The organism is Streptomyces sp. NBC_00316 (genome assembly GCF_036158715.1).
GTDB lineage: Bacteria > Actinomycetota > Actinomycetes > Streptomycetales > Streptomycetaceae > Streptomyces.
In genome coordinates, this window is sequence record NZ_CP108023.1 from 8,075,452 (window position 1) to 8,101,222 (window position 25,771).

Here is a 25,771-nt window from a genome sequence, read left to right on the forward strand (position 1 = left end):
GCCGGCTATCGGATGAGCCCGGGGAACACCGGTAGTGCCCATCGCGGCGGCGGGGGCGGCGGATCGGGCCCGGTGGACCGGACACCGACCGGCGGGCCGACCTGCGTCGGTGGATGGGCCTCCCGTGCCGCGCTCCGTGCTGCCGTACGCAGAGCCGCCACGAACTGCAGACAGGAGTCGTACCGGTCGTCCGGGCTCTTGGACAGGGCTTTCGCGATCACGCCGTCGACGGCGGCCGGGAGGCCGGGGCACCGGCTGGTCAAAGGTGGTGGCGGGTCGAACTGATGCGCCCACAGCAGCGCCATGTCGTCGTCGCGCCGGAACGGCGGTGTCCCGGCCAACGTCTCGTACACGACGCAGGCGAGGCTGTAGACATCGCACCGCCCGTCCACCGGACGCCCCGAGATCTGCTCGGGCGCCACATAGTCGAGCGTGCCGACGAACTGCCCCACCGATGTGAACCCGGTCAGCGAGAGCGACTTCTTGGTCAGCCCGAAGTCGGTGAGGTACACATGCTCCGGATGGTCGCTGTCCGTGCCCGCCGCGACCAGGATGTTGCCGGGCTTGACGTCCCGGTGCACCAGCTCGTGGTCGTGTGCGGCATCGAGCGCGGACGCCACCTGCGCGGCGATGCGGACCGCGGCCCCGGTCTGCAGCGGCCCCTGACGGTCGATGAGGGCACGGAGATCCTGTCCGGCGACGTACCGCATCGCGATGTAGAGGATGCCCTCGGCCTCACCGGCCTCGAAGACCGGCACGATGTGCGGGTGGTCGATGGCGGCGGCCACCCGGGACTCATGGGCGAACCGCTTCCGGAAGGTGTCGTTGCGGGCGAGTTCGGGGGCGAGCAGTTTGAGGGCGACCGTGCGGTCCAGCCGGAGATCCCTGGCGCGGTACACGACCGCCATGCCACCGCGGCCGATCTCGCTCTCCACCCGGTATCCCGCGATCTGCCTGCCGAGCAGGTCCGATGGCCGGCCCACGGGCAGTGTGGCGTCGTGCCGCGGCACGGAAGCCTGCGGCGCACCGGGGTCCGCGGGCATCACCCCTCACCCCGGGCGGTGGGCGGATGCGAGGGAGCGTCGCCGGACCCGCCGACCGGCGGCAGGAGCTGCGTCGGCTCGGCGTCGGCGGGTTCCGTCGGGCGGTGTCCGGCCGCCGGCGCGATGTCGACGACCTGCGTCGGCTCCGGCGCCGCGACCTCGTCCGTGGCGCGCGGTCCGCCCTCGGGCGCCGGGGCCTCGTCCGTGGCGCGCGGTCCGCTCTCCGCCGGCGCTCCGTCCGGCCTGCCGGGTTCCGCCGAGGCGGCATACGTCTGCAGTCGCGTTCCGTCGCTGTACACCCAGCGCTCGTGCGCGGCGTCGTACAGCCACACCGCCTCGCCGTCGACGACCATTCCGACCCGCAGCCCCCGGGTGCGCACGCCGAAGGTCTCCGCGTCGATCCGGCCGTCCGCCAGTTCCTCCGCAGCGCGCCGGTACCGGCCCAGCGACTCCTCGGCCCGCGCCATCAGCGGCCGTGGGTCGGCCGCATGGGCGAGCGGCTGCTGGGACTGCGGCGGGTTCTGCGGTACGGACACGAGCAGGCGGCCGTCGACCCACGCCGACCAGCCGTTGGCGCACAGGATCTGCCCCCAGTCGCCGCGCCGGGTGATCAGCTGGACGGGGAGCAGCGGGTCGAGCGGCTCGGTGGGCAGGGAGACGTCCGGCGCCTCCCAGGCCGGCAGCCCGTCCTGGGGAACGACGTGTGTCGGGCGGAACTCCGGCGTCGCCATGGGCCCTACTTCCGCATGACGGCGGGTTCATGCCGGCGCAGCAGCCGCGCGACCGCGTAGCCGAAGACGGCCGAGAGCACCACCAGCATGCCCATGTTCAGCAGCCATACCGCCGCGGAGTGCTCGAACAGCGGATCCGAGCTCACCTTTCCCGGCACGATCCTGGCGAGTCCGATGGTTCCGCCCATGGCCGCCAGCGCCCACCGGGACGGCACCAGCCACGCCAGCTGCTCCAGCCCGGGCACGCCGTTCAGCTTCAGCAGCGCACCGCAGAAGACGACCTGGACGATGGCGAGGAGCACCAGCAGCGGCATGGTGACCTCCTCCTTGCGCACCAGAGCGGAGACGAGCAGACCGAGCATCATCGCCGTGAACGACAACAGGGCCACGGCCAGCGTGATCTCGACCAGTGGTGGCATGAGTACGCCCTTGCCGCCCGGGGCGTTCAGATCGACGCCCACCAGTCCGACGAGGGTCAGGACGACGGCCTGCAGCACCGTGATGGTGCCCAGCACCACCACTTTGGACATCAGGTACGCCGATCTGGAAAGCCCCACGGCACGCTCCCGCTGGTAGATCGCCCGTTCCTTGACCAGTTCCCGTACGGCATTGGCGGCGCCGGTCAGCACTGCGCCCACGCAGAGGATCAGCAGCGCGTTGATCGCCGTGTCCTGGGTGAGCCGGCTGCCGGCCAGGGCCCGGGTCATTGCACCCATCACGAACGGCAGAGCGATCATGATGGCCAGGAAGGTCCGGTCGGCGCTCAGCGCGGCGGCGTACCGGCGGACGAGCGTCCGCAGCTGAGCGCCTCCGCTCCGGGTCTTGGGGGGTGGCGCGACCGGGGCCACCGGGGCGTGCGGCAGCCGTGGCTGCGCGCTGGAGTTCGCGATGTACTGCCGGTGGAACGGGGACGCGCGGTACTCCGCCGACCAGTCCCGGTCCCGGTCGTTCTCGAACGCCTCGAACGCCTCGGGCCAGTGCGCGAACCCGAGGAAGGGGAGTGCGTCCTCCGGCGGCCCGTAGAAGGCGGTCTTCCCGCCGGGGGCGAGGACCAGCAGCCGGTCGCAGACATCGAGACTGAGCACACTGTGCGTGACGACGATGACGGTGCGCCCGTCGTCGGCGAGCCCGCGGAGCATATGCATGACCGAGCGGTCCATGCCGGGGTCGAGCCCTGACGTCGGCTCGTCGAGGAAGAGCAGCGACGGCTTCGTCAGCAGCTCCAGTGCGACGCTGACACGCTTGCGCTGGCCGCCGGAGAGGCTGTGGATCGCCTGGGCCGACCGCTTCTCCAGACCCAGCTCACGGATCACTTCGGCAACCCGGGCCCGGCGTTCGGACGGGGCGGTGTCGTGCGGGAAGCGGAGCTCGGCGGCGTACCCGAGGGCGCGGCCCACGGTCAGCTGGGAGTGCAGGATGTCGTCCTGCGGGACGAGCCCGATGCGATGGCGCAGCTCGGCGTAGTCGTGGTAGAGATCGCGGCCGTCGTAGAGAACGCTGCCCTCGTCGGCGGGACGGAGGCCGGTCAGCGCGTTGAGCAGGGTGGACTTGCCGGAGCCGCTCGGCCCGACCACGCCGAGCAGACACTTCTCGCCCACCGGGAAGGAGACGTCGTCGAGCAGGGTCTTGCGGCCCCGGTCCACGGTGACCGCCAGGTCCTGCACATCGAGCGAGACCTCACCGGTGTCGACGAACTCCTGCAGCACGTCGCCGATCAGGGAGAACTCGGAGTGACCGATGCCGACGATGTCACCCGCGGCGACCGGGGCGCGGCCGACCAGCTGGCCGTTGAGATACGTGCCGTTGTGCGAGCCGAGGTCGACGATCTCGTACGTGCCGTCCGGATGCGCCCGCAGTTCGGCGTGCTGGTGCGAGACGGTCAGGTCGTCGACGACGAGGTCGTTGTCGGGGCTGCGGCCGATGCGCACGGTATGGACGGGCCGCGGTCGCACCGTGGTCGGCTGCCGGAACGTGCCGGTGGCCGCGGGCATGGAGACGGCGGTCGGGCGGTCGGCCGGATGCAGCGCGGGGGCCGGCGGTTCCTGGCCGACCAGCACGGCGCACGGCCCGTCCGCGGGATGACCGAACCGGATGACGCTGCCGGGGCCCACGCCCGACTCATGGATGCGCTTGCCGCCCGTGAACGTGCCGTTCGTACTGTTCTCGTCCTCCAGGGACCAGTGGTCGGCCACGGGCCGGAGCACCGCGTGGTGCCACGAGACCCGGACATCGTCGATCACGATGTCGCTCAGGGGGTCGCGGCCGACGTGGTAGTCCCGGCTCGGACTCATCACCGTGGGTCCTGCGTCGGTTTCGAGCACAAGTTCAGGGGCAGTCGGTGCGACAGGCCGCTCTACCATGCTCGAATTCTATCTATTGGTCCCTTTATGTGCTTGTGGGTCATCGTCGGCATTCCCGGACGCCGCGGCACATGCCTCGGCCGTCGCGGAGCCGCCTCCCGCGACGGCCGAGGTCACGGGAGGCCGCTCGCCGACCGGCCTCAGGCGCCCAGGGCCGCCGAGACGACCGCCTCGGCCTCCTCCTGCACCCGGCCGAGGTGATCAAGTCCCAGGAACGACTCCGCGTAGATCTTGTAGACGTCCTCGGTGCCCGAGGGGCGGGCCGCGAACCAGGCGTTCTCCGTGCTCACCTTGATGCCGCCGATCGGTGCACCGTTGCCCGGAGCCGAGGTGAGGACGGCCGTGACCGGATCGCCGGCCAGCGTGTCGGCCGTGACCTGCTCGGGGGAGAGCCGGCCGAGGACAGCCTTCTGCTCGCGGTTCGCGGGGGCGTCGATCCGGGCGTACGCGGGTTCGCCGAAGCGTGCGGTGAGCGCCGCGTACTGCTCCGAAGGCGACTTCTCCGTCACGGCGAGGATCTCCGAGGCGAGCAGCGCCAGGATGATGCCGTCCTTGTCCGTCGTCCACACCGAACCGTCACGGCGCAGGAACGACGCGCCCGCCGACTCCTCACCCCCGAACCCCAGCGACCCGTCGACCAGACCGTCCACGAACCACTTGAAGCCGACCGGCACCTCGACCAGCCGCCGTCCGAGATCGGCGGCGACCCGGTCGATCATCCCCGACGACACCAGTGTCTTGCCGACGCCGGCCGCGCCCGGCCACCGACTGCGGTGCGCGAACAGGTAGTTGATGGCGACCGCGAGGTAGTGGTTCGGGTTCATCAGCCCGCCGTCCGGGGTGACGATGCCGTGCCGGTCGGCGTCGGCGTCGTTGCCGGTGGCGATCCCGAACCGGTCGCGCTGCTCGATCAGCGACGCCATCGCATGCGGCGAGGAGCAGTCCATCCGGATCCTGCCGTCCCAGTCCAGCGTCATGAACCGCCAGGTGGGGTCGGTCAGCGGATTGACGACGGTCAGGTCGAGTCGGTGCTGTTCGGCGATACGTCCCCAGTAGGCGACCGAGGCGCCGCCCAGCGGGTCGGCGCCGATCCGTACCCCGGCGGAGCGGATCGCGTCCAGGTCGAGCACGGACGGCAGATCGGCCACGTAGCTGCCGAGGAAGTCGTATGTCGACGTGGTGGGCACCGCCAGCGCGCGGACGTACGACAGCCGCCGTACGTCCTTCATGCCGGCCGCGATGATCTCGTTGGCCCGATCCTGGATCCAGCCGGTCGCCTCGGATCCGGCAGGGCCGCCGTTCGGCGGGTTGTACTTGAACCCGCCGTCGCCGGGCGGATTGTGGGACGGCGTCACCACGACACCGTCGGCGAGGCCCGAGGTGCGGCCCCGGTTGTGGGTGAGGATGGCGTGCGACACCGCCGGGGTCGGGGTGTAGCCGTCGGCGGAGTCGATCAGCACGGTCACGTCATTGGCGGCGAACACCTCGATGGCGGTGACCCGCGCGGGCTCCGACAGAGCATGGGTGTCGGCCCCGAGGAACAGGGGCCCGTCCGTGCCCTGCAGGGCGCGGTACTCGCTGATGGCCTGGCTGGTCGCGGCGATGTGGTCCTCGTTGAACGCGGTGGCCGTCGACGACCCGCGGTGACCGGAGGTGCCGAACGCCACCCGCTGGTCCGGCACGGCCGGATCGGGATGCAGCGCGTAATACGCTGTCACCAGCCGGGCCACATCGGTGAGGTCCTCCGGCCGCGCCTGCTGTCCGGCTCGTTCGTGCGGCATCTGCCCACTCCTCCATGTCGGTCGGTCGTCCTGCTCTGCCCATCGGATCATTTTCGCTGGTGGCCGCCCTGGACCGATGACTGCCCCGCCGTACGGACCGCCACCGCGGCGGCATAGCCGGCCGGGACCTGCACGTCGGTGAGGCTCCAGCCCGCCGGGCCCGGCCGCGGCACGGGTCCGGTGCCCACATGGTCGAGCGAGAGGTCCCGGGCCAGACCGATCCCCTCGCCCTTGAGATACGCCTCCTTGCGCGTCCAGGTCCGGGCGAAGGCGGCGGGCCGGTCCGCCGCCGGGAGCGCGGCCAGCTCCCGCGCCTCCACCGGATGCAGCATCGCCCTGATCTCCGCCGTGGCCTCCCCGTCGGGCACCGCCTGCACATCGACGCCCAACGGCACGGCGGCGAACGCCAGCAGTGACACGTCCCGGCTGTGCGAGAGCGAGAAGTGCACCCCGCCACCGGTCGCCGGCCTGCCGTGCGGACCACCGCAGGACGGGCACGACTCGCGGACGATCCGTACATCGCGGGGGTCCACGCCCATCCGGTCGCCCAGGAGGATCCGCAACGCCACGTGGGCCGCGACGTAGCAGCGCCGATCGGCCGGCCGGACAAATCGCTCTGCGCGCCGCTGTTCCCCGGTGTCGAGGATTGCGGGAGCGAGCCGTTCCGCTCCATCACCGTGCCGCACGGCGTCCACGATCCACAGGGCGGGCATCTCGGTGAGCCCGGACGGCCATGCACTCCGGATGTCGTCCTGCGGGTCGAAATCGATGGCCTGGAGCACCGGCCGGGTCATCCCTTCACTGGTGAGGCCGCCAGGAAGCGTCGACTGCGAGCGGCCGGTCCCCATCCTATGAAGGCCCACGGGGGGCCACGGCTCGGGTTCGTCCGCGATGTGGAGCAGCTCACGGCGGCGGGGCGGGCGGGACGGACGACGGACGCCGTGCATGCGGACACCCACGAGTTGCGCTGTCCGGCTGATCGCGCTCAAGGCGCAAGCGGGTCCCGGACGAAGGAGCAGGTGTCGGCGCGCCGCGGAGCCCGTCCCGTCCGCCCCTGTCCGCGCCCGGTCCAGGCATTCAAGGAGTCATGCATGCGTATGCGTACACGCTGGGCGTCGGCCGCCCTGCTGCTGCTCGTACCGCTGATCGGCGGCACCGCCGCCGCCCGTCCGGCTGACGGCGGTGTCGCGGTGGAGCATTCCGCGCGGGCCGTCCCCGGTCAGTACATCGTCACCCTCACACCCGAGTACTCCGCTTCTTCCGTCATGCAGCAGTTCGGCGTGGATCCCCTGTTCACGTACGACAGCGTGCTGCACGGATTCGCCGCCACGCTCAGCCCCGCCCAGCTGACGGTCGTCCGTTCGTCGCCCGGTGTGGCGGCGGTCGAGGAGGACTCCGTGGTCACCGTGAGCGAACCGGCGGCCGCGCCGCCACGTTTCGCGGTCACGGCGGCGGACTGGGGACTGGACCGGATCGACCAGCGGAATCTGCCGCTCGACAACACGTTCAACAGCTCGGCCACCGGCAAGGGCGTCACGGCGTACATCGTCGACACCGGAATCGACACCCTGCACAGTGAGTTCGGCGGGCGCGCCACCGTCGGATTCGACGCCGTCGGCGACGGCCGGGCCGGTCAGGACTGCAACGGCCACGGCACCCACGTGGCGGGCACGGTGGGCGGCGCCACCTATGGAGTCGCCCCGTCCGTCTCCCTCGTCGCCGTGCGCGTTCTCGACTGCCAGGGCAACGGCACCGGTGCGGGGATCCTGGCCGGTCTCGACTGGGTCGCCAGGAACGCCAAGCAGCCCGCGGTGCTGAACGCCTCATTCGGCGGCCCCGCGTCCGCGTCGGTCGACAATGCCGCCGACGCCATCGCGGCCGGCGGGATCCTGCCCGTCGTCGCGGCAGGCAACAATGCGGCGGACGCCTGCGGCGTCTCACCGGCGCGTGCCCCGCGGGTGGTCGCCGTCGCGGCCAGCGACGGCAGCGATCGGGGGACCGGCTTCAGCAACTACGGCACGTGCGTGTGGATGTACGCCCCCGGTGCGGCCATCGTCTCCGCCAAGCTCGGCGGCGGCTCCGTGGCCATGGACGGAACGTCCATGGCCAGTCCGCATGTTGCCGGTGTCGCCGCCCTCTACAAGGAGATGAACCCGGATGCGGCGCCGGACGGCATCGCCCGCTGGCTCGCCGACGAGTCGACCAAGAACGTCCTGTCCTCTCTGGGTGCGGGTTCGCCCGACCGCCTCCTCTACACCGGGGGGCTCTGACCCTGCAGGTCGAAGCCGCGCGAGGAGCGGGGCGCGCGGTTGCGGGCCCCGCTCGTGCCTACCGGCGGTGCGGAACGGCAGCCCTCGCTTCCCGACAACCCGAACACCCTGTCACGCATGCCACATGCGTATCGCTGTCAAACTTTTACGAAATCTGCGCGAGATATTGCGCTGAGATGGGGGCGGTGGTTGAGTGTGCCGCGCCCCGGCAGAGAGCCGGCCGAGGGACTTCCACGCTCATGCCCGAAGGGACCACCGATGAGAAGTGCTGGGTTCCGCCGTACACGCCGTACACGCCGCACCTCCGCGGCCGCCCTCGTCACCGCACTCGCCCTGACCGCTCTCGCGTCCTGCGGTACGAGCAGCAGCAGCGACGACAACGACGGCGGCGGTTCCGGCGGTTCGTCCGATCCGTCAGCCCCGCTGGACCCGAAGGCGAAGGTGACGCTCTCGATCGACTGCATGCCGCCTGCCGCGAAGGCCGCGGAACTGCGGGAGTGGAACGAGGACATCAAGACGTTCAACAAGAAGTACCCGAACGTCACGATCAACGGAAAGTCCACCCCGGGTCAGTGCCTGGAGCCGCCGCGTTTCACCGCCATGCTCAAGGCGAAGTCGCAGCCCGACGTCTTCTACGCGTACTTCACCGACCTGGAGCAGGTTCTGGACAACGACGGGGCGGCGGACATCTCCGCGTACGTCACCGACACAACGGTCCCGGCTCTCAAGGACATCCAGCCGCAAGTTCTCGACGTGGCCCGCAAGGACGGCAAGCTCTACGCGCTGCCGACCAGCAACTACACCATGGGCCTGATGATCAACCGGAAGCTCTTCACCCAGGCCGGTCTCGACCCGGACACGCCGCCGGCCACCTGGGAAGAGGTCCGGGCCGCCGCCAAGAAGATCGCGGCGCTCGGCAAGGGCATCGCCGGCTACGGCGAGTACAGCGCGGCCAACACCGGCGGCTGGCACTTCACCGCCGCCCAGTACTCCCTCGGTGGCGACGTGGTCGACTCCACCGGCAAGAAGGCGGCTTTCAACGACGACACCGGCAAGCAGGTCCTCCAGCAGCTGCACGACATGCGGTGGGAGGACGACAGCATGGGTCAGACGCAGCTGCTGAAGTGGGGTGATCTCCAGAAGCAGATCGCCAGCGACAAGCTCGGCATGTTCCTTGCCGCACCCGACGACATCACGTACATGGTCCAGCAACTCGGCGCCAAGTACGAGAACTTCGGCATGGGCCCGATCCCTGGTGCCAAGGGCACCCTGTTCGGCGGCAACAACTACATGATCAAGAAAGGCAGTTCGCCCGACAAGATCAAGGCCGCCATCGCCTGGCTCAACTTCAAGAACCTCACCCAGGGCAAGGGCCAGTTCGACTGGGCGCGCACCAAGGCCGACCAGTTGCCCGTAGGACTGCCGCAGCCGAACTTCTTCCTAGGCGCCACCAAGACGAAGGACGACGCGGAGCGCGTCACCAACGCCACCATGCCGGTCGAGAACTTCAAGGCCTTCATGGACAACCCGGTGACCGGCAAGGCCGAGCCGCCGAAGGCCCAGGAGATCTACAAGATCCTCGACAACGCCATGTCCGGCGTACTGACCAACAAGAACGCGGACATCGACAAGCTGCTCTCCGACGCCGAGAAGCAGGTCAATCAGGTCCTCGCGGCCCAGTGACGGACGTGCGGGGCCGGGTCACGCGGACCCGGCCCCGCATCCGGAGCGTCCACATCCGGAATGTCCATCGCGTATGACGCACACCGGCACCGAGGAGAGACCATGTCGGCCCCCACCCTGTCCACCAGCAAGGCGACCAGGCCACGCCGCGGACACCCGGGCCCCGCCCGTACGAGCCCCGCCCGCGAGGAGTTCGTACGCGCCCTGCGCCGCAACATGACGGCGCACGGCTTCCTGATCGGAGCGGTGCTCTGCTTCTCGTTCTTCTCGTGGTATCCGATGGTCCGCGAATTCGTTCTGGCCTTCCAGAAGAACGAGGACGGCAGGACCACCTGGGCCGGCTGGTCCAACCTCAGCTACGTGGTCAACGACCCGGCCTTCTGGCAGGCCTGGCGCAACACCCTGCTCTTCACCGGCCTCGCCCTGCTGCTGGGCTTCGCGGTCCCGTTCGTCGTCGCCGTCGTGATCAACGAGTTCCGGCACGGACAGGGCTATCTGCGGCTGCTGGTCTACCTGCCGGTGATGCTGCCACCGGTCGCCTCCGTCCTGCTCTTCAAATACTTCTACGACCCCGGGTACGGACTCTTCAACCGGATCCTGGAGGTCTTCCACCTCCCCGCCCAGCAGTGGCTCCAGTCCACGGACACCGCCATGCTCTCCGTCGTCATCGCCGCCACGTGGATGAACATGGGCGGCGCCACCCTCATCTACCTGGCCGCGCTCCAGTCGATCCCCGGCGAGCTGTACGAAGCGGCCGAACTCGACGGCGCCGGAGTGCTGCGCAAGGTCTGGCACGTCACCATCCCGCAGACCCGGCTCATCCTCTCGCTGCTCCTGCTGATGCAGATCATCGCCACGATGCAGGTGTTCACCGAACCGTTCCTGCTCACCAACGGCGCGGGCCCGGAGGGCTCCACCACGACCGTCGTCTACCTCATCTACCAATACGCCTTCAATTTCAACAACTACGGCAGTGCGGCCGCCCTCGGGCTCGTCCTGCTCGTCGTCCTCGCGGGCTTCTCCGCGGTGTACGTACGGCTCAGCCGCGGCAGCGAAGATCAGTAGGGGGCCCGACCATGGCATCGAACACCTTCGTCTCCCGACGGCCCGCCCCTGCACAGCCCGTCCGCCGACGGCGCGGGGCCGGGCGGGGCCCCGCCGACCAGCAGCGCCAGCGGACCCTGATCTCACCGGCCCAGCTCGCCCGGCCGCGCGGCAGAGCCGCCTACTGGATCGTCCTCGCCCTGGTGACCGTCCTGTTCACCCTTGCCTTCCTGGGGCCGCTCTACTGGATGGTCACCGGTGGACTCAAGACCACCCAGGAAGTCGTGCAGAGCCCGCCCACCGCCTTCCCGACGTCCCTCCACACGGAGAACTACTCCCGGGCGTGGACCGTGATGGACCTGTCCCGGCTCCTTTTCAACACCCTCTACTACGCGTTCGGCGCGCTCGCCTTCCAGCTGCTCTTCGACGTCGCCGCCGCCTACTCGCTCTCCAAACTGAGGCCCGTCCTCGGCAAGGTCATCCTCGGGATGATGCTGGCCACACTGATGATCCCGGCCACCGTCCTCGTCGTGCCGCAGTACCTCACCGTCCTCGACGTGCCGATCGTGCAGCGCAATCTGCTCAACTCGCCCTGGGCGATCTGGCTGCCGTCCGTCACCAACGCCTTCAACATCTTCCTGCTGAAGCGGTTCTTCGACTCGATCCCGCGCGAACTCCTGGACGCCGCCGCCATCGACGGGGCCTCCGCGCTGCGCACCCTGCGCTCCGTGGTCCTGCCGATATCCCGGCCGATCCTCGGTGTCGTCTCCATCTTCGCGGTCGTCGGCGTCTGGAAGGACTTCCTCTGGCCCATGCTCACCCTGCCCGACCCCAGCAGACAGACCCTCAACGTCGGCATCTACTCACTTGCCAGCGGAGTCCCCGAGAACGTGCTGATCGCCGCGCTCACCATCGCCTCCGTCCCGACGCTGATCGTCTTCCTGCTGTTCCAGCGCAACATCATGGGCGGCCTCACCGCGGGCGGTCTCAAGGGCTGACGTCACCCGCTCCCTCGCAACCGACTCCTCCCCAGCACTCCGCCGCCGGCTCACCCATCCAGCGCCCCGCTGTCCGGGGCCGGCGGCGGAGTCCCACCTGCCCGAAAGGAACGTCACGTGGCAGTCAACCGTCCGTCCGACGCCACCGCGCACTGGTGGCGCGACGCCGCCATCTACCAGATCTATGTACGCAGCTTCGCCGATGGCGACGGTGACGGCACCGGAGATCTCGCAGGAGTACGGTCCAGACTTCCCCACCTCGTCGAACTGGGCGTCGACGCCCTCTGGTTCACCCCCTGGTATCTCTCGCCGCTCGCCGACGGCGGATACGACGTGGCCGACTACCGCACCATCGACCCCGCCTTCGGCACCCTCGCCGAGGCTGAGAAGCTGATCGCGGAGGCCCGTGAACTGGGCATCCGTACGATCATCGACATCGTTCCCAACCACGTCTCCGACCAGCACACATGGTTCACGGAGGCCCTCGCGGCCGGCCCCGGCAGCCCTGAACGGGAGCTCTTCCACTTCCGTTCCGGCCGCGGCCCGGACGGCGCCCTGCCGCCGAACGACTGGGTATCCGAGTTCGGCGGCACACCCTGGACCAGGCTCGACGACGGCGACTGGTACCTCCACCTCTTCGCCGCGCAGCAGCCCGACCTCAACTGGGCCCATCCGGCCGTCCGTCAGGAGCACGAGGACGTGCTGCGCTTCTGGTTCGAGCGGGGCGTGGCAGGCGTACGGATCGACTCGGCGGCCCTGCTCGCCAAGGACCCCGCACTGCCCGACTTCACGGCCGGCCACGGCCCCCACCCTTATGTCGACCGGGACGAACTCCACGACATCTACCGCTCCTGGCGCGCCATCGCCGACGAGTACGGAGCGGTGTTCGTCGGCGAGGTGTGGCTCCCGGACGCCGAGCGGTTCGCCCGCTATCTGCGCCCCGACGAGCTGCACACCGCCTTCAACTTCAACTTCCTGGCCTGCCCCTGGGACGCCGGACTGCTCCGCTCCGCGATCGACGGCACGCTCGCCGAGCACGCAGCGGTCGGCGCCCCCGCCACCTGGGTGCTGTGCAACCACGATGTGACCCGGACCGTCACCCGCTACGGCCGCGAGGACACCGGCTTCGACTTCGCTGCGAAGACCTTCGGAACCCCGACCGACCTGCGGCTCGGCACCCGGCGCGCGCGGGCCGCCGCACTGCTCTCGCTGGCACTGCCGGGGGCGGCCTACCTCTACCAGGGCGAGGAGCTGGGCCTCCCGGAGGCGGACATCCCCCGCGACCGGATCCAGGACCCGATGCACTTCCGTTCGGGCGGGACCGACCCGGGACGCGACGGCTGCCGGGTCCCGCTGCCCTGGTCGGCCGGGGCTCCGTACGCAGGCTTCGGCTCCACCGTCGAGCCGTGGCTGCCGCAACCCGCCGGCTGGGCCTCGTACGCCGCCGATCTGCAGCGCACCGACCCGGACTCGATGCTCAGCCTGTACCGCGAGGCGCTCCGGCTGCGCAGGACGGAGCCCGGCTTCCGCGACACGGGGACGGCGGGGGAGCGTCTTGAGTGGCTGCCGACCCCGCCCGGGGTGCTCGCCTTCACCCGCGCCGACCGGCTGATCTGCCTGGTCAACCTGACCGAGGAGCCCGTCGAACCGCCCGCTCACACCGAGGTCCTGCTCAGCAGCGGCCCGCTGACCGACGGGGGGAGGATCCCCAACGACACGGCGGCCTGGCTGCGCGGCTGATCCCGGCGACCGACCAGCGGGCACCCGCAGGCCGACACGCGGGTGCGCGGGCGGATCGCGGCGGTCGTGGGGCTGCGGCAGAGTGGGCACATGGATGATCTCAACGCCCTTGCCGACGAGCATCTGGCCGCCGCGCGCACGTCCCCGCACGGACGCAGCGCCCACCTCCTGCTGCGGCAGGAGCCGCTGCGGCAGACGGTCATCGCGCTCACCGCGGGCTCGGCCCTCGACGAGCACAACGCGCCGCCCGCGGCCTCGCTCCAGGTCCTGCGCGGAGCGGTCCGCCTCACCGCCGCCTCCGGCGACGTGGAACTGACCGTCGGGGGCCTGCAGCCCATCCCGCACGAACGGCACGGACTGCTGGCGATCGAGGACGCCGTGGTGCTGCTGACCGCGGTCAACGACTGACCGCGAGGACGTGGACGGCACCGCGCCCGGGCTCGGGGCGAAGGGCTGCTGCCGACGGGCCTTGACGCCTCCTCAGCCAGGGGGCAGCGCCCGGCGGCGGCGGAGCAGGAACTCCTGCTCGGCGGTGTTCTGCGTGCGGGCGAGGGCGGCGTCGTACGCCGATGCCGCTTCGGCGGAACGCCCCAGCCGCCGCAGCAGGTCCGCCCGCACGGCATGGAACACGTGGTACCGGTCCAGCCCGAGCTCCTCCACGAGCGCGAGCGCCGGACCCGGACCGTCGACCTCGGCCACCGCAACGGCGCGATTGAGCGCCGCCACCGGAGTCGGTACCTGCGCCAGCAACTGGTCGTAGAGCCGCAGGATCTGCCCCCAGTCGGTGGCGGCCGCGGTCGGAGCATCACTGTGCACCGCATGGATCGCCGCCTCGATCTGGTACCGGCCCGGCCGGTTGCGGCGCAGACACCGGCGTACGAGTGCCTGACCCTCGGCGATCAGCTCCCGGTTCCATCGGCCGCGGTCCTGCTCGGCCAGAGACACCGGTTCGCCGTCCGGGCCGCACCGGGCGGTGCGGCGCGATTCCGTCAGCAGCATGAGGGCGAGCAGGCCGAGCACCTCCGGTTCGTCCGGCATCAGACCGGCCAGCAGCCGGCCGAGACGGATGGCTTCCGCGCAGAGGTCCTCGCGTACGAGGCGCTCGCCCGAGGTCGCCGTATGCCCCTCGTTGAAGATCAGGTACACGACGGCGAGCACCGCCCCGACCCGGTCGGGAAGGTCTGCATCGGCCGGAACGCGGTAGGGGATGCGGGCGTCACGGATCTTGCCCTTGGCGCGCACCAGCCGCTGCGCCATGGTCGGCTCCGGCACCAGGAACGCGTGCGCGAGCTCCGCGGCGGTCAGTCCGCCCAGCAACCGCAGCGTCAGCGCGACCTGCGCGGCGGTGGACAGCGCGGGGTGGCAGCAGGTGAAGATCAGCCGCAGACGGTCGTCCTGCACAGGTCCCTCCTCGGCCGGTTCCTCGCGGGCACCCGAGGCCTGCGCCGGCGCCGCACGGGCCTGGCGGCCGGCGCGGGACGCCTCCCGGCGCAGGCGGTCGATCGCCCGGTTGCGCGCCGTGGTGATGATCCAGCCGGCCGGGGCGGGCGGCAGCCCGGCGGACGGCCAACGGGTCAGCGCGGTGGCAAACGCCTCCTGGACGGTTTCCTCCGCGAGGTCGATGTCGCCGAAGGCGCGCACGAGCACGGCGACCGCGCGCCCGTACTCCTCGCGGAAGAGGCGCTCGATGTCCGCGGCGAGTACGGCCGGTGCACCGCCCGGTGCGTCGTGCGGCGTGTCGTGCGGCGCGTGAGGTGAGCCGTGCGGCGTGTCGTGGGGTGCGCCGTCCGCTGAACGGGCCGCGTCGGCGGCGCCGGACGGGCCGGGAGCGCCGGACATCAGCCCTCCACGTCACCCTCGAACGGCCGGACCTCGACGGGCAGTGTGATCGCCCGGGCCGCCCTGCGGCCCCAGTCGAGGGCGGCATCCAGGTCGGGCGCCTTGATGATGCACAGCCCGCCGAGATACTCCTTCCCCTCGGCATACGGGCCATCGGTGATCAGCAGGTCCCCGTCCTTCGGCCGCACCACCGTGGCGGTGCTCGGGGCGTGCAGTCCGCCCGCGAACACCCAGGCCCCGGCCTCCTGGAGCTCCTGGTGGAAGTCGCCCACGTTCCGCATGATCCCCTCCAGCACCTCGGGTGCGGGCTGCTCGCCGCCGGTGGGCGTGATCACGCTCAGCAGGTAGTGCTTCATGGTGTGCCTCCTCGTGCGGGACGCCGGCGCCGTGCCGGTGTCTCACCTTCCATACGAACGGCTTCCGCCCGGATCGACACGGAACACGCCGCGACCCGAGGAAATTCTCCAGCCGGCTCCCGGCCCGCGCGGACTCTCGGGGCACGTGTTGCTGTTCGGACTCTTGTGGGAGCGCTCCCAAGCCCGGCACGATGGGGCGATGACCAAGCCTCCCGGCCTACGGGCCTACCATCCCGACGACCGTGCGGCCCTTGCGGACATCTGTGTCCGGACGGCCGACAACGGCGGCGACTCGCGGCACCTGTTTCCGGACCTCGACCTGATGCCGTCGATCTTCGCCGCGCCCTATGCGTACCTCGAACCGGATCTGACGTTCGTGATCGACGACGGTAAGGGCCGGGCGGTCGGGTACATCCTGGGGACCGCGGACACACCGCAGTTCGTGGCTGCATTCCGCAAGCAGTGGCTCCCGCTCGTCGAGGACCGCTTCCCGCAGCTCGACGGCGCGCCGCAAACCCCCAGCGAGGAGATGATCGCCCTGCTGCACGACCCGGAACGCATGGTCGTCCCCGAAATGGCCGCCCACCCCGGCCATCTGCACATCGATCTGCTGCCCGCATGGCAGCGGAAGGGATACGGCAGGGAGCTGATGCGAGCCTTCCTCGGCGCGCTGAGGGCGAAGGGGGTCGAAGCCGTGCACCTGTCCATGCTCACGGCGAACACTCCGGCCAGGGCCTTCTACGACCGCCTGGGCTTCGAGGAGATCGACGTATCGGACCCCGGCCCCCTGACCTATCTGGGGCGCAGCACCGCAGCGGACCTCTAGCGCTGTGCCGCCCCGCCCCGGCAGTCGCATGCGCCATGGCGGGATCTCGGCCCGGCAGGGGTGTTGCGGCGAACAGCTGGGCAGGTACTGGTGTGTACGGGCCCGGAGCGGGGTCGGGTCAGTCGGCGCAGAGGGGTGTGTGGCGTGAGGGAGCAGACCGTGTGGCAGTTCTCCGACGACCGTGGGCAGCTGTCGACCGCCGGGCGGCGTCCGTCGAGGGTGCTCGCCTACGTCCAGGCCGGCGCCACCCTGTGGGACCACGGCATACATCCCTGGGCGATCTTCGGCTCGGACCACGACGGCGACACGCCCGACCCGGCGAAAACCGGATCCCTGCCGCCGGCCGCTGTCGAGTACCTCGGTGCGGGCAGCGCCCTCGACGCGGACACGCTGCTGCGCGGCGAGCCGGACCTCGTGGTCGCCGTCAGCTACGGGGGAGGCCGTGTCTACGGCCTTGCCCCCGAGACCGCCAAACACGTGGAGGAGCACGTCCCGGTCGTCGTCATCGACGTGGGACAGGCGCGCACGCTCGCCGACATCGGTGACCGGTTCGCCGGGCTGGCCCGCTCGCTGGGGGCCGATCAGACCCCGGCCGCGACGCAGGACCTGGACGCCGCCCGGGACCGGCTCCGCACCCTCGCCGCCGGTCCGTCAGGGCCCCGGGTGCTCGCCCTGTCGCCGGCCGGGCAGGACCAGGCGCATCTTGCTCGCCCGCGCATGTGGCCGGAGCTTCGCGTGCTGATGGAGCTCGGCGTCGACGTCGTCGAACCGGCCGCCGGGCCCGGGGCCAACTGGTCCACCGTCGGATGGGCGGAAGCGACGGCCCTCCGGCCCGGGATCCTGCTCACCGACATCCGGTCCAACGCGACCCCCCTGGAGGCACTCGGGCCGAACGCGCTGTGGGCGGCGCCGGAAGGGGCGGCGGCGGTGGTGCCGTGGAATCCGGAGCCGGTGTGCAGCCCTCAGGCCCATGCCCGGTTCCTGGCGCTTGTGGCGGACGCGGTGGAGGCGGCGCAGCGGCGGTAGGGCGCGCGGAACCGCCGCATCGCCCCGTACGTCCGACCGGCGGGCCGCAGGGGCCGGGGACGGACAGGGGTGGGGCATGAACGGAATCGGAGTCAGGTCGGGTGCAGCGGTCGCGGGAGTCCTGGTGACCGCGCTGGCAGCGGTGGCGTGCGGGAGCGGATCCGAGGACCTCGTGATTGAGGGGACCTCGCCGGCCGCGCCCTACAGCGGCCCGCTCGACCTGCCGCACCCGAAGGTCGAGGCCGACACCGCGCAGGCCAGGATGACGGAATCGGGTGCGGCCGGCCGCGCTCTGGAGTGCGACGGGGTCATCTACTCCGGTGGCGGCAGCGAACCCTGGAGCAAGGGCGACGGCGGGGCGACGCCCGAGGAAGGGCTCAAACTGTACTTCGAGATCGAGCAGCCGGATCTTCCGCAGTACGGCTACCGCGTGGAGCGCAGGGAAGCGGACCGGGTCCTGTACTCGTTCGACGTGGCCGGCAGAACGAAGATCGCCGTCATCGTCGCCAAGGACGGCAAGGGGCGCCCGGGCTGGGGTCCGGAGACCGCCGCCTCGTGCGACCCGTCGGAGCTGCCGTCGAGCTATACGGACAAGCAGTCGTACCGGGTCTGGACGGACAAGGACGGCCACCGGGTTCCCGTGGCCGAGCTGAGCAGCTCGGCAGGCGCGGCGCACTGCGACTGGCAGGAGGCGGACTTCCTTGAACGGGGCGCGGGTCCGGGGGAGGGGCCGGCCGGCCGGAAGGTGTACGCACGCGATCCGAAGGGCGTACTCCCCGCGGGCATGCTCACCTCGGCCTACGACGGGGACGTGACGATGCCCGCCGGTGCGCGGTCGACGGGTTACCACCTGGACGACTGGGAACTGTGGCTGACGGACGACATGTCCAGGGTCTATGTCCGCACCCAGGACGGGGTGGAGGCGTGGCCCGCCATGAAGGAGCACATGGGGTGCCGGTGAGCTGTCCGGCGTGCCGGGCCCACGGGCCCGAGAGACCGTCCCTCGGACGCCGGACCGGCACCGCACGGCACCGGGGCACGGCACAGCCCCCCGTACGGACCGTCTGCGATCGCGCCCACCCGCTTCGTTCGCGAGGCTGGGCGGGAGCCGAGTCCGTACGTACGTCCCCAGGAGCAGGCATGCAGCAGGACAAGCACCCTTCCTACCGTCCCGTCGTCTTCCGCGACCGCTCCGCGGGCTATGCCTTTCTGACCCGGTCCACCGCGTCCAGCGACCAGACCATCGACTGGGACGACGGCAACACCTACCCCGTCATCGATGTGGAGATCTCCGCCGAGAGCCATCCCTTCTTCACCGGCAAGGCGCGTGTGGTCGACACAGAGGGGCAGGTCGCCAAGTTCGAGCGTCGGTACGGGGAGGAGGGGCGCGAGGACGCCTCCTGACCCCAGCGGCCTCCGGAGTCCCCCGCATGCGCCCCACGGCCGGTCGGGGGACTCCGGCCGTCCACGTCCGGGCACCACCGGATCGCAGCCCCCGCACGCTGCCGCTCGCTCGTCGCTGCCACCGGCGACGAACGGCTGCTGCGCGTACGGCCGTTCAGGACCCACCGCCGTCGTCGACGGTCCGCGGGCACACCGACGGCCGGCCGGCCACCGCCATGACGGGTATTCGCCGTCCGGCCTTCCGCGCGGGCAGGGCAGGATCGGACCCGACGGGTCCGGTGGCCGCGCCGCCGGCCGCCACACGTACGTACGCGCACGCAAGGAGACATCCCGCCCATGCCCGACACGGCCGACCTCCTCGACTCACCGGACTCGCCCGGCTTCCTGGTCATCGGCGAATGCGTCGCCGACATCGTCCGGCTGCCCGGCGCGGCCGACCAGGTCCACCCCGGCGGCAGCCCGGCCAACGTCGCATACGGCCTTTCCCGGCTGGGCCGGTCCAGCACTCTGCTCACCCAACTCGGCCCGGACGACGAGGGCAGGCTGATCGCGGACCATCTGACGTCGGCCGGGGTCGTCCTGCGTACCGACGGTTCCACGACGCCCACCCCGACCGCATCGGTGGCGCTGGACGAAGCCGGCCGGGCCGCCTACACCTTCGACATCACCTGGACGCTGTCCCCGGTGGCGCCCGAGCGGTCACCGGACCATGTGCACACCGGTTCGATCGCGACGGTGATGGAGCCCGGCGCGGCCACCGTCCTCGCCGCCGTCGAGTCGCTGCGTGCCTCCGCGACCGTCAGTTACGACCCCAATGTGCGGGCGGCGCTGATGGGCGACCACGACGGGGCCGTCCGCCGGGTGGAGCGCTGCGTCGCACTCAGCGACGTGGTCAAGGCCAGCGACGAGGACCTGGACTGGCTGTACCCGGGGCAGTCCCCGGAGTCCGTCGCCGCGCGCTGGCTCGGCTCGGGCGGTCCCGCCCTCGTCCTGGTCACCCTCGGCGCCGACGGCGCACGTGCCTTCACTCCGGGCGGGCGGGCGACCGTCGATGCACCCGCCACCGAGGTCGTCGACACCGTGGGCGCAGGCGACGCGTTCATGTCGGGCACGCTGCACGCCCTTGCCGCACACGAGTTGCTGGGCGCCACCGGGCGCGAACGGCTGCGCGCCATCGACCCGGCGACCGTGACCGACGTACTGCGGCATGCGGCGGCCTCCGCGGCGCTCACCGTCGCACGGGCCGGGGCGAACCCGCCCGACGAGCCGGAGCTGCGGGCGGCCCTGGCCCACGCCTGAACACGGCCGGGTCATCGCCCTCCCGGCGGCGGTGGCCCCGGGCGCCACGGCTACCCGTGCGGAGCCGGAGTCAGATGCGGTGTGCTGTCGTCGTCGAGGAACTCCACGACCACGAGGGCGGACAGCGCCGCGATCGCGATCCATACGGTGACCAGCGCCGTCGGCCGGTTCCACACGATCAGTACCACGGCGGCCACCACGACGGCCGTCCAGTTCAGCGGGGTCTTCGCCCGGTGCACCCAGGCGCCGACCGGGCCACCGGTGAGACCTGCCGCATCGCGCACGGCACCGATGCCGCCGCCCCACATCGCCTTGACCCGGACGGCGGCGCGGCCCTCACCCGTCAGCCAGGCGGCGAGCGCCACCACCACGCCGAGCGTGATCACCATCCGGACCCCGGCGCGGAGATATCCGACCAGTGCGTCGAAGACCGAACCGGCCGCCGGCTGCGACACCGACGCCGGAAGACTGTCCAGATAGAACGCGCGGAAGACCAGGAGCGCCAGGCCGAGCACCGCGGCGCCCACCGCGACCGCGAGGGCCGCAGTGATGAGCGCGCGACGCCGGCGCACGGCGAGCAGCACCCCGACGGCAGCGAGCACGAGGGTCAGCACCGGCAGCCAGAAACCGACGATCTGCAGCAGCCGGAACCCCTTCTTGGCCTTGCCGATCGCGTCGGACGTCAGCACCGTGAAGTCGGTGTGGATCTCGGGGATCTTCGCCGCGATCGTCAGCCCCCGGTCGACGAGGCGCTGTTTCACCCGGTCGATGACCGGAGCGAGGTCGATGACCACGGTGTCGTTGGTGAGTTTCACCGCGCCGCCGCCGCTGCCCGAGAGCGCCTTCACCACGGCTGCGTGGGCATCCCGGTTGAGATCGACCCACAGCTTCTCGAAGGCGTCCGACGACACGAACCTGTCCACCGTCCCGCGCACGAAGTTCGAGACCCCGGTGGTGATCGGGCCGCTCAGCCGCCCCAGCGCCTTGTCGACCACCGGCCGGTCCGCGGGGGCCACCTGTTCGAGGAGGGAGTGCACGTCCAGATGGGTCATCACGACATCGGTGACCCGGTTCGACACCGCCGCCTGCACGTCGGGGTCGGAGGCCAGGGGTCTCACCATCGCCACATAGCGGTCGGTGTCCCCGATGTCGTCCCTGGCCCAGGCGGCGACCACGCTCAGCGGGGTGAGTACGGCCGCGACGAGGATCAGCAGTACGGCGAAGAACGGCCGGATCCGGTGCCGGGACCGCGCCGGAGCGCGCGCCTCCAGCTGCGCCACCCGTGCGCGCAGCGCATCGAGATCGCCAGGGGAGGCGGAGGAATCCGAGTGGCCTGGGTCCGGTGATGCCATGACTCCAGGGGATGCTCTGCGCGCCCGCGCAGCGCGGCGGGCTGCTGCGTACGGGTGAGCACATGGAAGGTGCGGGGGGTACGGCCGTTCTCACCCCCGGACCGCACGTGCGCCCGTTCGGCGCAGTGCACGCATCCTCGCGGGGGCGACCACCGTTCGACAGCCGACAACCGGGCGCTGGTCACCGCCTTCGACGGCGGACCGCCCCGGGGTCCGCGGTGCTGCGCCGGCCGGGCCCCGCACGAACATGCACGGTGCCCGACGGAGGGAATGGGACATGACGCAGAATGACACCGGGGTCGCGGTGACGGGAATGGGGCTGGTGACTCCCGCGGGCTCCGACGAGCCCACCTTCTGGGCGGGACTGTGCGCGGGACGCTCCATGGCGCGGAGTATCGACGAACTGGCCGGACTGCCCGTCGACTTCGCCTGCCGGATCGACGGGATCGACCTGGACCGGGCGGTGGGCGAGCGCACGGTGTGGCGGATGGCACGGTTCGTGAAACTGGCTGTGATCGCCGCCCGGCAGGCCGTGGCGGATGCCGGGCTCTCCCCGGAGGGCTGGGACGGGTCCAGGGTCGGCGTGGTCCTCGGCGTCGGCGTCGGCGGCGTGTCCGTGCTCATCGACAACCTCCGCAAGCTGGACGACGCGGGACCGGAGGCGATCTCTCCGCTCCTGGTGCCGATGATGATCCCGAACGCGGCGGCCGGGGAGGTCGCGATCGCGCTGCACGCCCACGGGCCCAGCCTGGCGACCGCCACCGCCTGCGCCTCCGGGGCCACAGCGATCGCCGTCGCACGTGACCTGCTGACGAGCGGCCGGTGCGACATCGCCGTGGCGGGCGGGGCGGAGGCCGTACTGACGCCGCTGGTGGTGGCGGCCTTCGCGAAGCTGGGGGCGCTCTCCACCCGTACCGCCGATCCGGCGGGCGCGTCTCGGCCGTTCGCCGCGGACCGTGACGGGTTCGTCATGGGCGAGGGCGCCGCCATGCTCGTACTGGAGCGCACCGCCGACGCCCGGGCCCGCGGCGGCCGGACGCGGGCGCTGCTGGCCGGTGCGGGTTCGAGTACGGACGCCCGCCACCCCACCGCTCCGGAGCCCGACGGCCGTGGCGCACAGCAGGCGGTGGAAGCAGCGCTGGACCAGGCGGGCTGGACGCCCCGCGAGGTCGACCACATCAATGCGCACGGCACATCCACCCCATTGAACGATGCGATGGAGACCGCGCTCGTCTCCCGGCTCTTCCCGCACCGGCCCTCGGTCACCGCCCCGAAGGGGGTGCTCGGGCACACTCTCGCCGCCGCCGGTGCGATCGAGGCGGTGGCGACCGTACTGACCCTGGAGCACGGCGTCGTGCCGCCGATCGCCAACCTGGACGCGCTGCCGGACGGGTTCGGTCTCGACTGCGTGACAAAGGAGCCCCGCCGGCAGGACGTCGAGCGGGCCGTCAGCCACTCCTTCGGCTTCGGCGGGCACAACGTGGCGCTGGCCTTCGAGCGCGCCTGACCGCATGTGCCGATGTGCATCGGGCGGCGAGGGAGTGTGTCCTCGCCGATCCTTGATCGTTCTCGTATGCATGACCGCAACGATCGACAGCACCGCCACGCAGTCCACCGCGGAGCTCCTCCAAGGCGTGCTCTTCGGTGGTGACTTCCGCCAGGAGCACGGACATTGGCGTCGGCTGATCTCCACAGAACCGTTCCGACGCCAGGCCGACCGCACCCCCGACGAGCGCCTCTGCCTTGCGTACGAGCGGCTGAGATTCCTCAACATCACCCTCGACTGCGCCGCAAGGACCGCTGCCGACCCGCGCGCCCTCGCCGCCCTGCACGAGTGGATCGGACCGGTCGACCCTGCTCTCACCACCGTCGCGGGCATCCACTACAACCTCTTCCTCGGCAGCCTCCTGGACCACGACGGCGACTCCCGCCGCGATCTGTCGGAGTTCCTCCAACTACGGCGCATCGGCACGTTTCTCTGTACGGAGGTGGCGCACGGCAACGACGCGGTGGCCGTCGAGACCACGGCGACGTACGACCGGGCACGCGACGGATTCGTCCTGCACACGCCGCACTGCGGGGCGCAGAAATTCATGCCCAACACGAGCCCGGCCGGCGGCCCCAAGACCGGACTCGTCGCGGCGCGTCTGCTCGTCGACGGCGCCGACCACGGCGTCTTTCTCTTCCTCGTGCCCCTCACCGACGAGGCGCGGCCGCTGCCGGGGGTGCGGGTGCGCAGGCTCCCGCCGCGCCTGGGCAGCCCGGTCGACCACTGTCTGACCGCCTTCGACCAGGTCTTCGTCCCACGCGAGGCACTGCTCGGGGGCGAGCACGGACGAGTCGGTGAAGACGGAGAGTTCAGCAGCGCCCTGAGCAACCACAGGCGCCGCTTCCTGACCTCGATCGGGCGCGTCACGGTCGGCAGGATCTCCATGAGTGCCTGCGCGGTCGGCGCCGCGCGAGCGACACTGGCGGTCGCGGTCCGCTACGGCGGCCACCGGTACATCTCCGGAACCGGCGCCACGCAGCGGGTGCCGGTGATCGCCCACCGCAGCCACCACGGTCCTCTCGCCGAGGCCATGGCCACCGTCTTCGGGATGAGCCTTCTGCACCGCAGGGCTCTCGACCGGTGGGAGGCGCAGGCGGGAACCGCCCCGGGAGCAGGGCGGTTCGACGCGGAGCGGCTGGTCGCCGTCGCGAAGGGGTGGATCACCTGGCGGGCCCGCGCCGTCATCGTCGAATGCCGCGAACGGTGCGGAGCACAGGCCCTGTTGGAGAACAACGGCATGACCGAGCTCATCGCCGGCGTGGAGGGCGTGATCACCGCCGAGGGCGACAACCTGGCCATCCATGCCAAAGCGGCTGCCGAAATGCTCTTCGCCGCTCCACCGTCCGCGGAGGACATCGCGCCCGACGCCGTACCCGGAGGTCTCTCCGACCCCCGCTACCTCGGGCGGCTCCACACGTACGTGGAGGACATCTGGTTCGCCCGGGCCCGGGCGCGGATGAGCGACGCCCCGCACGGTGATCCGATGGGCCGGTGGAACGCGGCTTCCGGGCCGGCGCTGCGCGGCGTCGAGGCCCACGCACACCGCCAGGCGGCCGAGGCGTACGCGGCCGCGGTCGCCGGACTGCCCGAGGGGCGGGCCCGGGCCCGGCTTGCGGAACTGGAGCGGCTGTTCGCCCTGCGATGGGTGGACCGCAACAGCGGTGATCTGCTCGCCGCCGGCCATCTGACCGCCGCTCAGGTCAACGCTCTTCCGGACGCCGTCGAGCGGCTCATCGCGGAGGTCGCCGGACATCTGCCCATGCTGATCGAGTCCTTCGCGCTGCCGGAGGAAGTGCTCGCCGACTGGCCCATCGCGGGGGCCGGCTACGTCCACGCGTACGACGACCCGGAGACGGCCCGGCAGACCGCCACGGTGGCCGCGGGGGAGCAATGACGGCCCCGGACGGGCGGGACGCCGGCCGGAAGCGCAGGGTCCGGAGGGCGGCGGAGGCCCTCGGCGAAGGGGCCGTACCGCCGGAGCGCGCGCAGGCGTGAGGCGGTGGGGTGCGGCCGGGGCGACTTCGGCCGCACCCCACCGGCGGCCGCAGGTGGCGAAGGCCCGGCGCGGTCCGCCCCTGGGGCCGTCCCGCCGGACGGGCCGCGCCCGCCCGCCGGGTCACCGACCCGGGCCGCGCAACTTCCCGGTGAAGCCGTAGTGCCGGTAGAGCTCCTCCTCCTCGGCCACGGACAGATGCGCGTCCGCGTCCACCCGGGGAGCGTCCCTGACCCGGTCCTTCGGATGCGCGATGTGCAGGTCGGGGCCCACCTTCCGGGCGCCGAGGAGCGGCACGAAACTCTCCTTCAGACCGAACAGACCGGTCTTCACCGTGATCCAGTCCGGCAGGCGGGTGTCGTCGTCCACGTACACCCGCCCCACGCTGCCGACCTTCTCGCCCGCGGTGTCGTACACCGTCAGACCGTCGAGCTCGGCGGCGTTCGTAAAGCCGTCAGCGGCTGTCATGACCGGTTC

General features: G+C 71.3%; 21 protein-coding genes and 1 pseudogene. 13 read left to right on the top strand and 9 right to left on the bottom strand.

From position 1 onward, the window contains the following. Positions 1-5: 5 nt before the first annotated feature. The 5 genes from OG878_RS35975 to OG878_RS35995 form a co-directional block, all read right to left on the bottom strand. Positions 6-1,043, bottom strand: coding sequence for a serine/threonine-protein kinase (locus OG878_RS35975; protein ID WP_328890647.1), 1,038 nt, complete (start codon positions 1,041-1,043; stop codon positions 6-8). Further along, positions 1,043-1,774, bottom strand: coding sequence for a hypothetical protein (locus tag OG878_RS35980; protein WP_328890648.1), 732 nt, complete (start codon positions 1,772-1,774; stop codon positions 1,043-1,045). Before OG878_RS35980 ends, OG878_RS35975 begins: the two co-directional genes overlap by 1 nt. Positions 1,775-1,779: 5 nt before the next feature. Next, positions 1,780-4,134, bottom strand: coding sequence for an FHA domain-containing protein (locus OG878_RS35985; RefSeq protein ID WP_328890649.1), 2,355 nt, complete (start codon positions 4,132-4,134; stop codon positions 1,780-1,782). Between the two features lie 140 nt (positions 4,135-4,274). After that, a complete protein-coding gene (gene pgm, locus OG878_RS35990; protein ID WP_328890650.1) occupies positions 4,275-5,915 on the bottom strand; it encodes a phosphoglucomutase (alpha-D-glucose-1,6-bisphosphate-dependent) in 1,641 nt (546 codons plus the stop codon). A 47-nt stretch (positions 5,916-5,962) separates the two neighbouring features. Beyond that, complete coding sequence (locus OG878_RS35995; RefSeq protein ID WP_328890651.1) at positions 5,963-6,709, bottom strand: 4'-phosphopantetheinyl transferase family protein; 747 nt, start codon at positions 6,707-6,709, stop codon at positions 5,963-5,965. A 297-nt stretch (positions 6,710-7,006) separates the two neighbouring features. On the opposite strand from OG878_RS35995, the gene OG878_RS36000 reads away from it, so the two are divergent. The 6 genes from OG878_RS36000 to OG878_RS36025 all read left to right on the top strand — a co-directional run bounded on the left by OG878_RS36000 (position 7,007) and on the right by OG878_RS36025 (position 14,058). After that, positions 7,007-8,185 (top strand): S8 family peptidase, encoded by a 1,179-nt coding sequence (locus tag OG878_RS36000; RefSeq protein WP_328890652.1) that lies wholly within the window; start codon positions 7,007-7,009, stop codon positions 8,183-8,185. Positions 8,186-8,443: 258 nt separating this feature from the next. Further along, positions 8,444-9,868, top strand: a complete 1,425-nt coding sequence (locus tag OG878_RS36005) for an extracellular solute-binding protein (RefSeq protein WP_328890653.1) — start codon at positions 8,444-8,446, stop codon at positions 9,866-9,868. Between the two features lie 102 nt (positions 9,869-9,970). Then, positions 9,971-10,933 carry a carbohydrate ABC transporter permease gene (locus OG878_RS36010; protein WP_328890654.1) on the top strand — a complete coding sequence of 321 codons (963 nt, stop codon included), beginning with the start codon at positions 9,971-9,973 and terminating at the stop codon, positions 10,931-10,933. Between the two features lie 11 nt (positions 10,934-10,944). Further along, a complete protein-coding gene (locus OG878_RS36015) occupies positions 10,945-11,910 on the top strand; it encodes a carbohydrate ABC transporter permease (RefSeq protein WP_328890655.1) in 966 nt (321 codons plus the stop codon). Between the two features lie 117 nt (positions 11,911-12,027). Next, a complete protein-coding gene (locus OG878_RS36020; protein WP_328890656.1) occupies positions 12,028-13,650 on the top strand; it encodes a glycoside hydrolase family 13 protein in 1,623 nt (540 codons plus the stop codon). A 90-nt stretch (positions 13,651-13,740) separates the two neighbouring features. Continuing rightward, positions 13,741-14,058: a cupin gene (locus OG878_RS36025; protein ID WP_328890657.1), complete on the top strand. Its 318-nt coding sequence runs from the start codon at positions 13,741-13,743 to the stop codon at positions 14,056-14,058. 72 nt (positions 14,059-14,130) lie between these two features. On the opposite strand, the gene OG878_RS36030 is transcribed toward OG878_RS36025, so the two are convergent. After that, complete coding sequence (locus OG878_RS36030) at positions 14,131-15,489, bottom strand: RNA polymerase sigma factor (RefSeq protein ID WP_328890658.1); 1,359 nt, start codon at positions 15,487-15,489, stop codon at positions 14,131-14,133. Then, on the bottom strand, positions 15,489-15,845 hold the full coding sequence (locus OG878_RS36035; protein WP_328890659.1) for a YciI family protein: 357 nt from the start codon (positions 15,843-15,845) through the stop codon (positions 15,489-15,491). The genes OG878_RS36030 and OG878_RS36035 overlap by 1 nt, the downstream gene beginning before the upstream one ends. Before the next feature lie 199 nt (positions 15,846-16,044). Between OG878_RS36035 and OG878_RS36040 the strand changes: the two genes are divergently transcribed. From OG878_RS36040 to OG878_RS36060, 5 genes are all read left to right on the top strand, one after another. Then, on the top strand, positions 16,045-16,671 hold the full coding sequence (locus OG878_RS36040) for a GNAT family N-acetyltransferase (RefSeq protein ID WP_328890660.1): 627 nt from the start codon (positions 16,045-16,047) through the stop codon (positions 16,669-16,671). A 144-nt stretch (positions 16,672-16,815) separates the two neighbouring features. Further along, a complete protein-coding gene (locus tag OG878_RS36045) occupies positions 16,816-17,697 on the top strand; it encodes an ABC transporter substrate-binding protein (protein WP_328890661.1) in 882 nt (293 codons plus the stop codon). A gap of 76 nt (positions 17,698-17,773) precedes the next feature. Further along, positions 17,774-18,658 (top strand): hypothetical protein, encoded by an 885-nt coding sequence (locus tag OG878_RS36050; RefSeq protein WP_328890662.1) that lies wholly within the window; start codon positions 17,774-17,776, stop codon positions 18,656-18,658. Between the two features lie 179 nt (positions 18,659-18,837). After that, a complete protein-coding gene (locus OG878_RS36055) occupies positions 18,838-19,101 on the top strand; it encodes a type B 50S ribosomal protein L31 (RefSeq protein ID WP_277324506.1) in 264 nt (87 codons plus the stop codon). A 336-nt stretch (positions 19,102-19,437) separates the two neighbouring features. Next, positions 19,438-20,400: a carbohydrate kinase family protein gene (locus tag OG878_RS36060; RefSeq protein ID WP_328890663.1), complete on the top strand. Its 963-nt coding sequence runs from the start codon at positions 19,438-19,440 to the stop codon at positions 20,398-20,400. 50 nt (positions 20,401-20,450) lie between these two features. On the opposite strand, the gene OG878_RS36065 is transcribed toward OG878_RS36060, so the two are convergent. Continuing rightward, on the bottom strand, positions 20,451-21,752 hold the full coding sequence (locus OG878_RS36065) for a hypothetical protein (RefSeq protein WP_328890664.1): 1,302 nt from the start codon (positions 21,750-21,752) through the stop codon (positions 20,451-20,453). Between the two features lie 277 nt (positions 21,753-22,029). Here OG878_RS36065 and OG878_RS36070 point away from each other — a divergent pair, with 277 nt between their 5' ends. Next, the gene (locus OG878_RS36070) at positions 22,030-23,259 is read left to right on the top strand and encodes a beta-ketoacyl-[acyl-carrier-protein] synthase family protein (RefSeq protein WP_328890665.1); all 1,230 of its coding nucleotides are present in this window, start codon (positions 22,030-22,032) and stop codon (positions 23,257-23,259) included. 70 nt (positions 23,260-23,329) lie between these two features. Then, positions 23,330-25,195 (top strand): acyl-CoA dehydrogenase family protein, encoded by a 1,866-nt coding sequence (locus tag OG878_RS36075; RefSeq protein WP_328890666.1) that lies wholly within the window; start codon positions 23,330-23,332, stop codon positions 25,193-25,195. A 249-nt stretch (positions 25,196-25,444) separates the two neighbouring features. Here OG878_RS36075 and OG878_RS36080 read toward each other — a convergent pair. After that, positions 25,445-25,762: pseudogene (locus OG878_RS36080) on the bottom strand (PRC-barrel domain-containing protein); the annotation flags it as partial. Positions 25,763-25,771 lie beyond the last annotated feature (9 nt).

Bases quoted from the DNA above. Each gene is read 5' to 3' on its own strand.
- OG878_RS35975 (WP_328890647.1), bottom strand. From the start codon at position 1,043: ATGCCCGCGGACCCCGGTGCGCCGCAGGCTTCCGTGCCGCGGCACGAC.
- OG878_RS35980 (WP_328890648.1), bottom strand. From the start codon at position 1,774: ATGGCGACGCCGGAGTTCCGCCCGACACACGTCGTTCCCCAGGACGGG.
- OG878_RS35985 (WP_328890649.1), bottom strand. From the start codon at position 4,134: ATGGTAGAGCGGCCTGTCGCACCGACTGCCCCTGAACTTGTGCTCGAA.
- pgm (WP_328890650.1), bottom strand. From the start codon at position 5,915: ATGCCGCACGAACGAGCCGGACAGCAGGCGCGGCCGGAGGACCTCACC.
- OG878_RS35995 (WP_328890651.1), bottom strand. From the start codon at position 6,709: ATGACCCGGCCGGTGCTCCAGGCCATCGATTTCGACCCGCAGGACGAC.
- OG878_RS36000 (WP_328890652.1), top strand. From the start codon at position 7,007: ATGCGTATGCGTACACGCTGGGCGTCGGCCGCCCTGCTGCTGCTCGTA.
- OG878_RS36005 (WP_328890653.1), top strand. From the start codon at position 8,444: ATGAGAAGTGCTGGGTTCCGCCGTACACGCCGTACACGCCGCACCTCC.
- OG878_RS36010 (WP_328890654.1), top strand. From the start codon at position 9,971: ATGTCGGCCCCCACCCTGTCCACCAGCAAGGCGACCAGGCCACGCCGC.
- OG878_RS36015 (WP_328890655.1), top strand. From the start codon at position 10,945: ATGGCATCGAACACCTTCGTCTCCCGACGGCCCGCCCCTGCACAGCCC.
- OG878_RS36025 (WP_328890657.1), top strand. From the start codon at position 13,741: ATGGATGATCTCAACGCCCTTGCCGACGAGCATCTGGCCGCCGCGCGC.
- OG878_RS36030 (WP_328890658.1), bottom strand. From the start codon at position 15,489: ATGTCCGGCGCTCCCGGCCCGTCCGGCGCCGCCGACGCGGCCCGTTCA.
- OG878_RS36035 (WP_328890659.1), bottom strand. From the start codon at position 15,845: ATGAAGCACTACCTGCTGAGCGTGATCACGCCCACCGGCGGCGAGCAG.
- OG878_RS36040 (WP_328890660.1), top strand. From the start codon at position 16,045: ATGACCAAGCCTCCCGGCCTACGGGCCTACCATCCCGACGACCGTGCG.
- OG878_RS36050 (WP_328890662.1), top strand. From the start codon at position 17,774: ATGAACGGAATCGGAGTCAGGTCGGGTGCAGCGGTCGCGGGAGTCCTG.
- OG878_RS36055 (WP_277324506.1), top strand. From the start codon at position 18,838: ATGCAGCAGGACAAGCACCCTTCCTACCGTCCCGTCGTCTTCCGCGAC.
- OG878_RS36060 (WP_328890663.1), top strand. From the start codon at position 19,438: ATGCCCGACACGGCCGACCTCCTCGACTCACCGGACTCGCCCGGCTTC.
- OG878_RS36065 (WP_328890664.1), bottom strand. From the start codon at position 21,752: ATGGCATCACCGGACCCAGGCCACTCGGATTCCTCCGCCTCCCCTGGC.
- OG878_RS36070 (WP_328890665.1), top strand. From the start codon at position 22,030: ATGACGCAGAATGACACCGGGGTCGCGGTGACGGGAATGGGGCTGGTG.
- OG878_RS36075 (WP_328890666.1), top strand. From the start codon at position 23,330: ATGACCGCAACGATCGACAGCACCGCCACGCAGTCCACCGCGGAGCTC.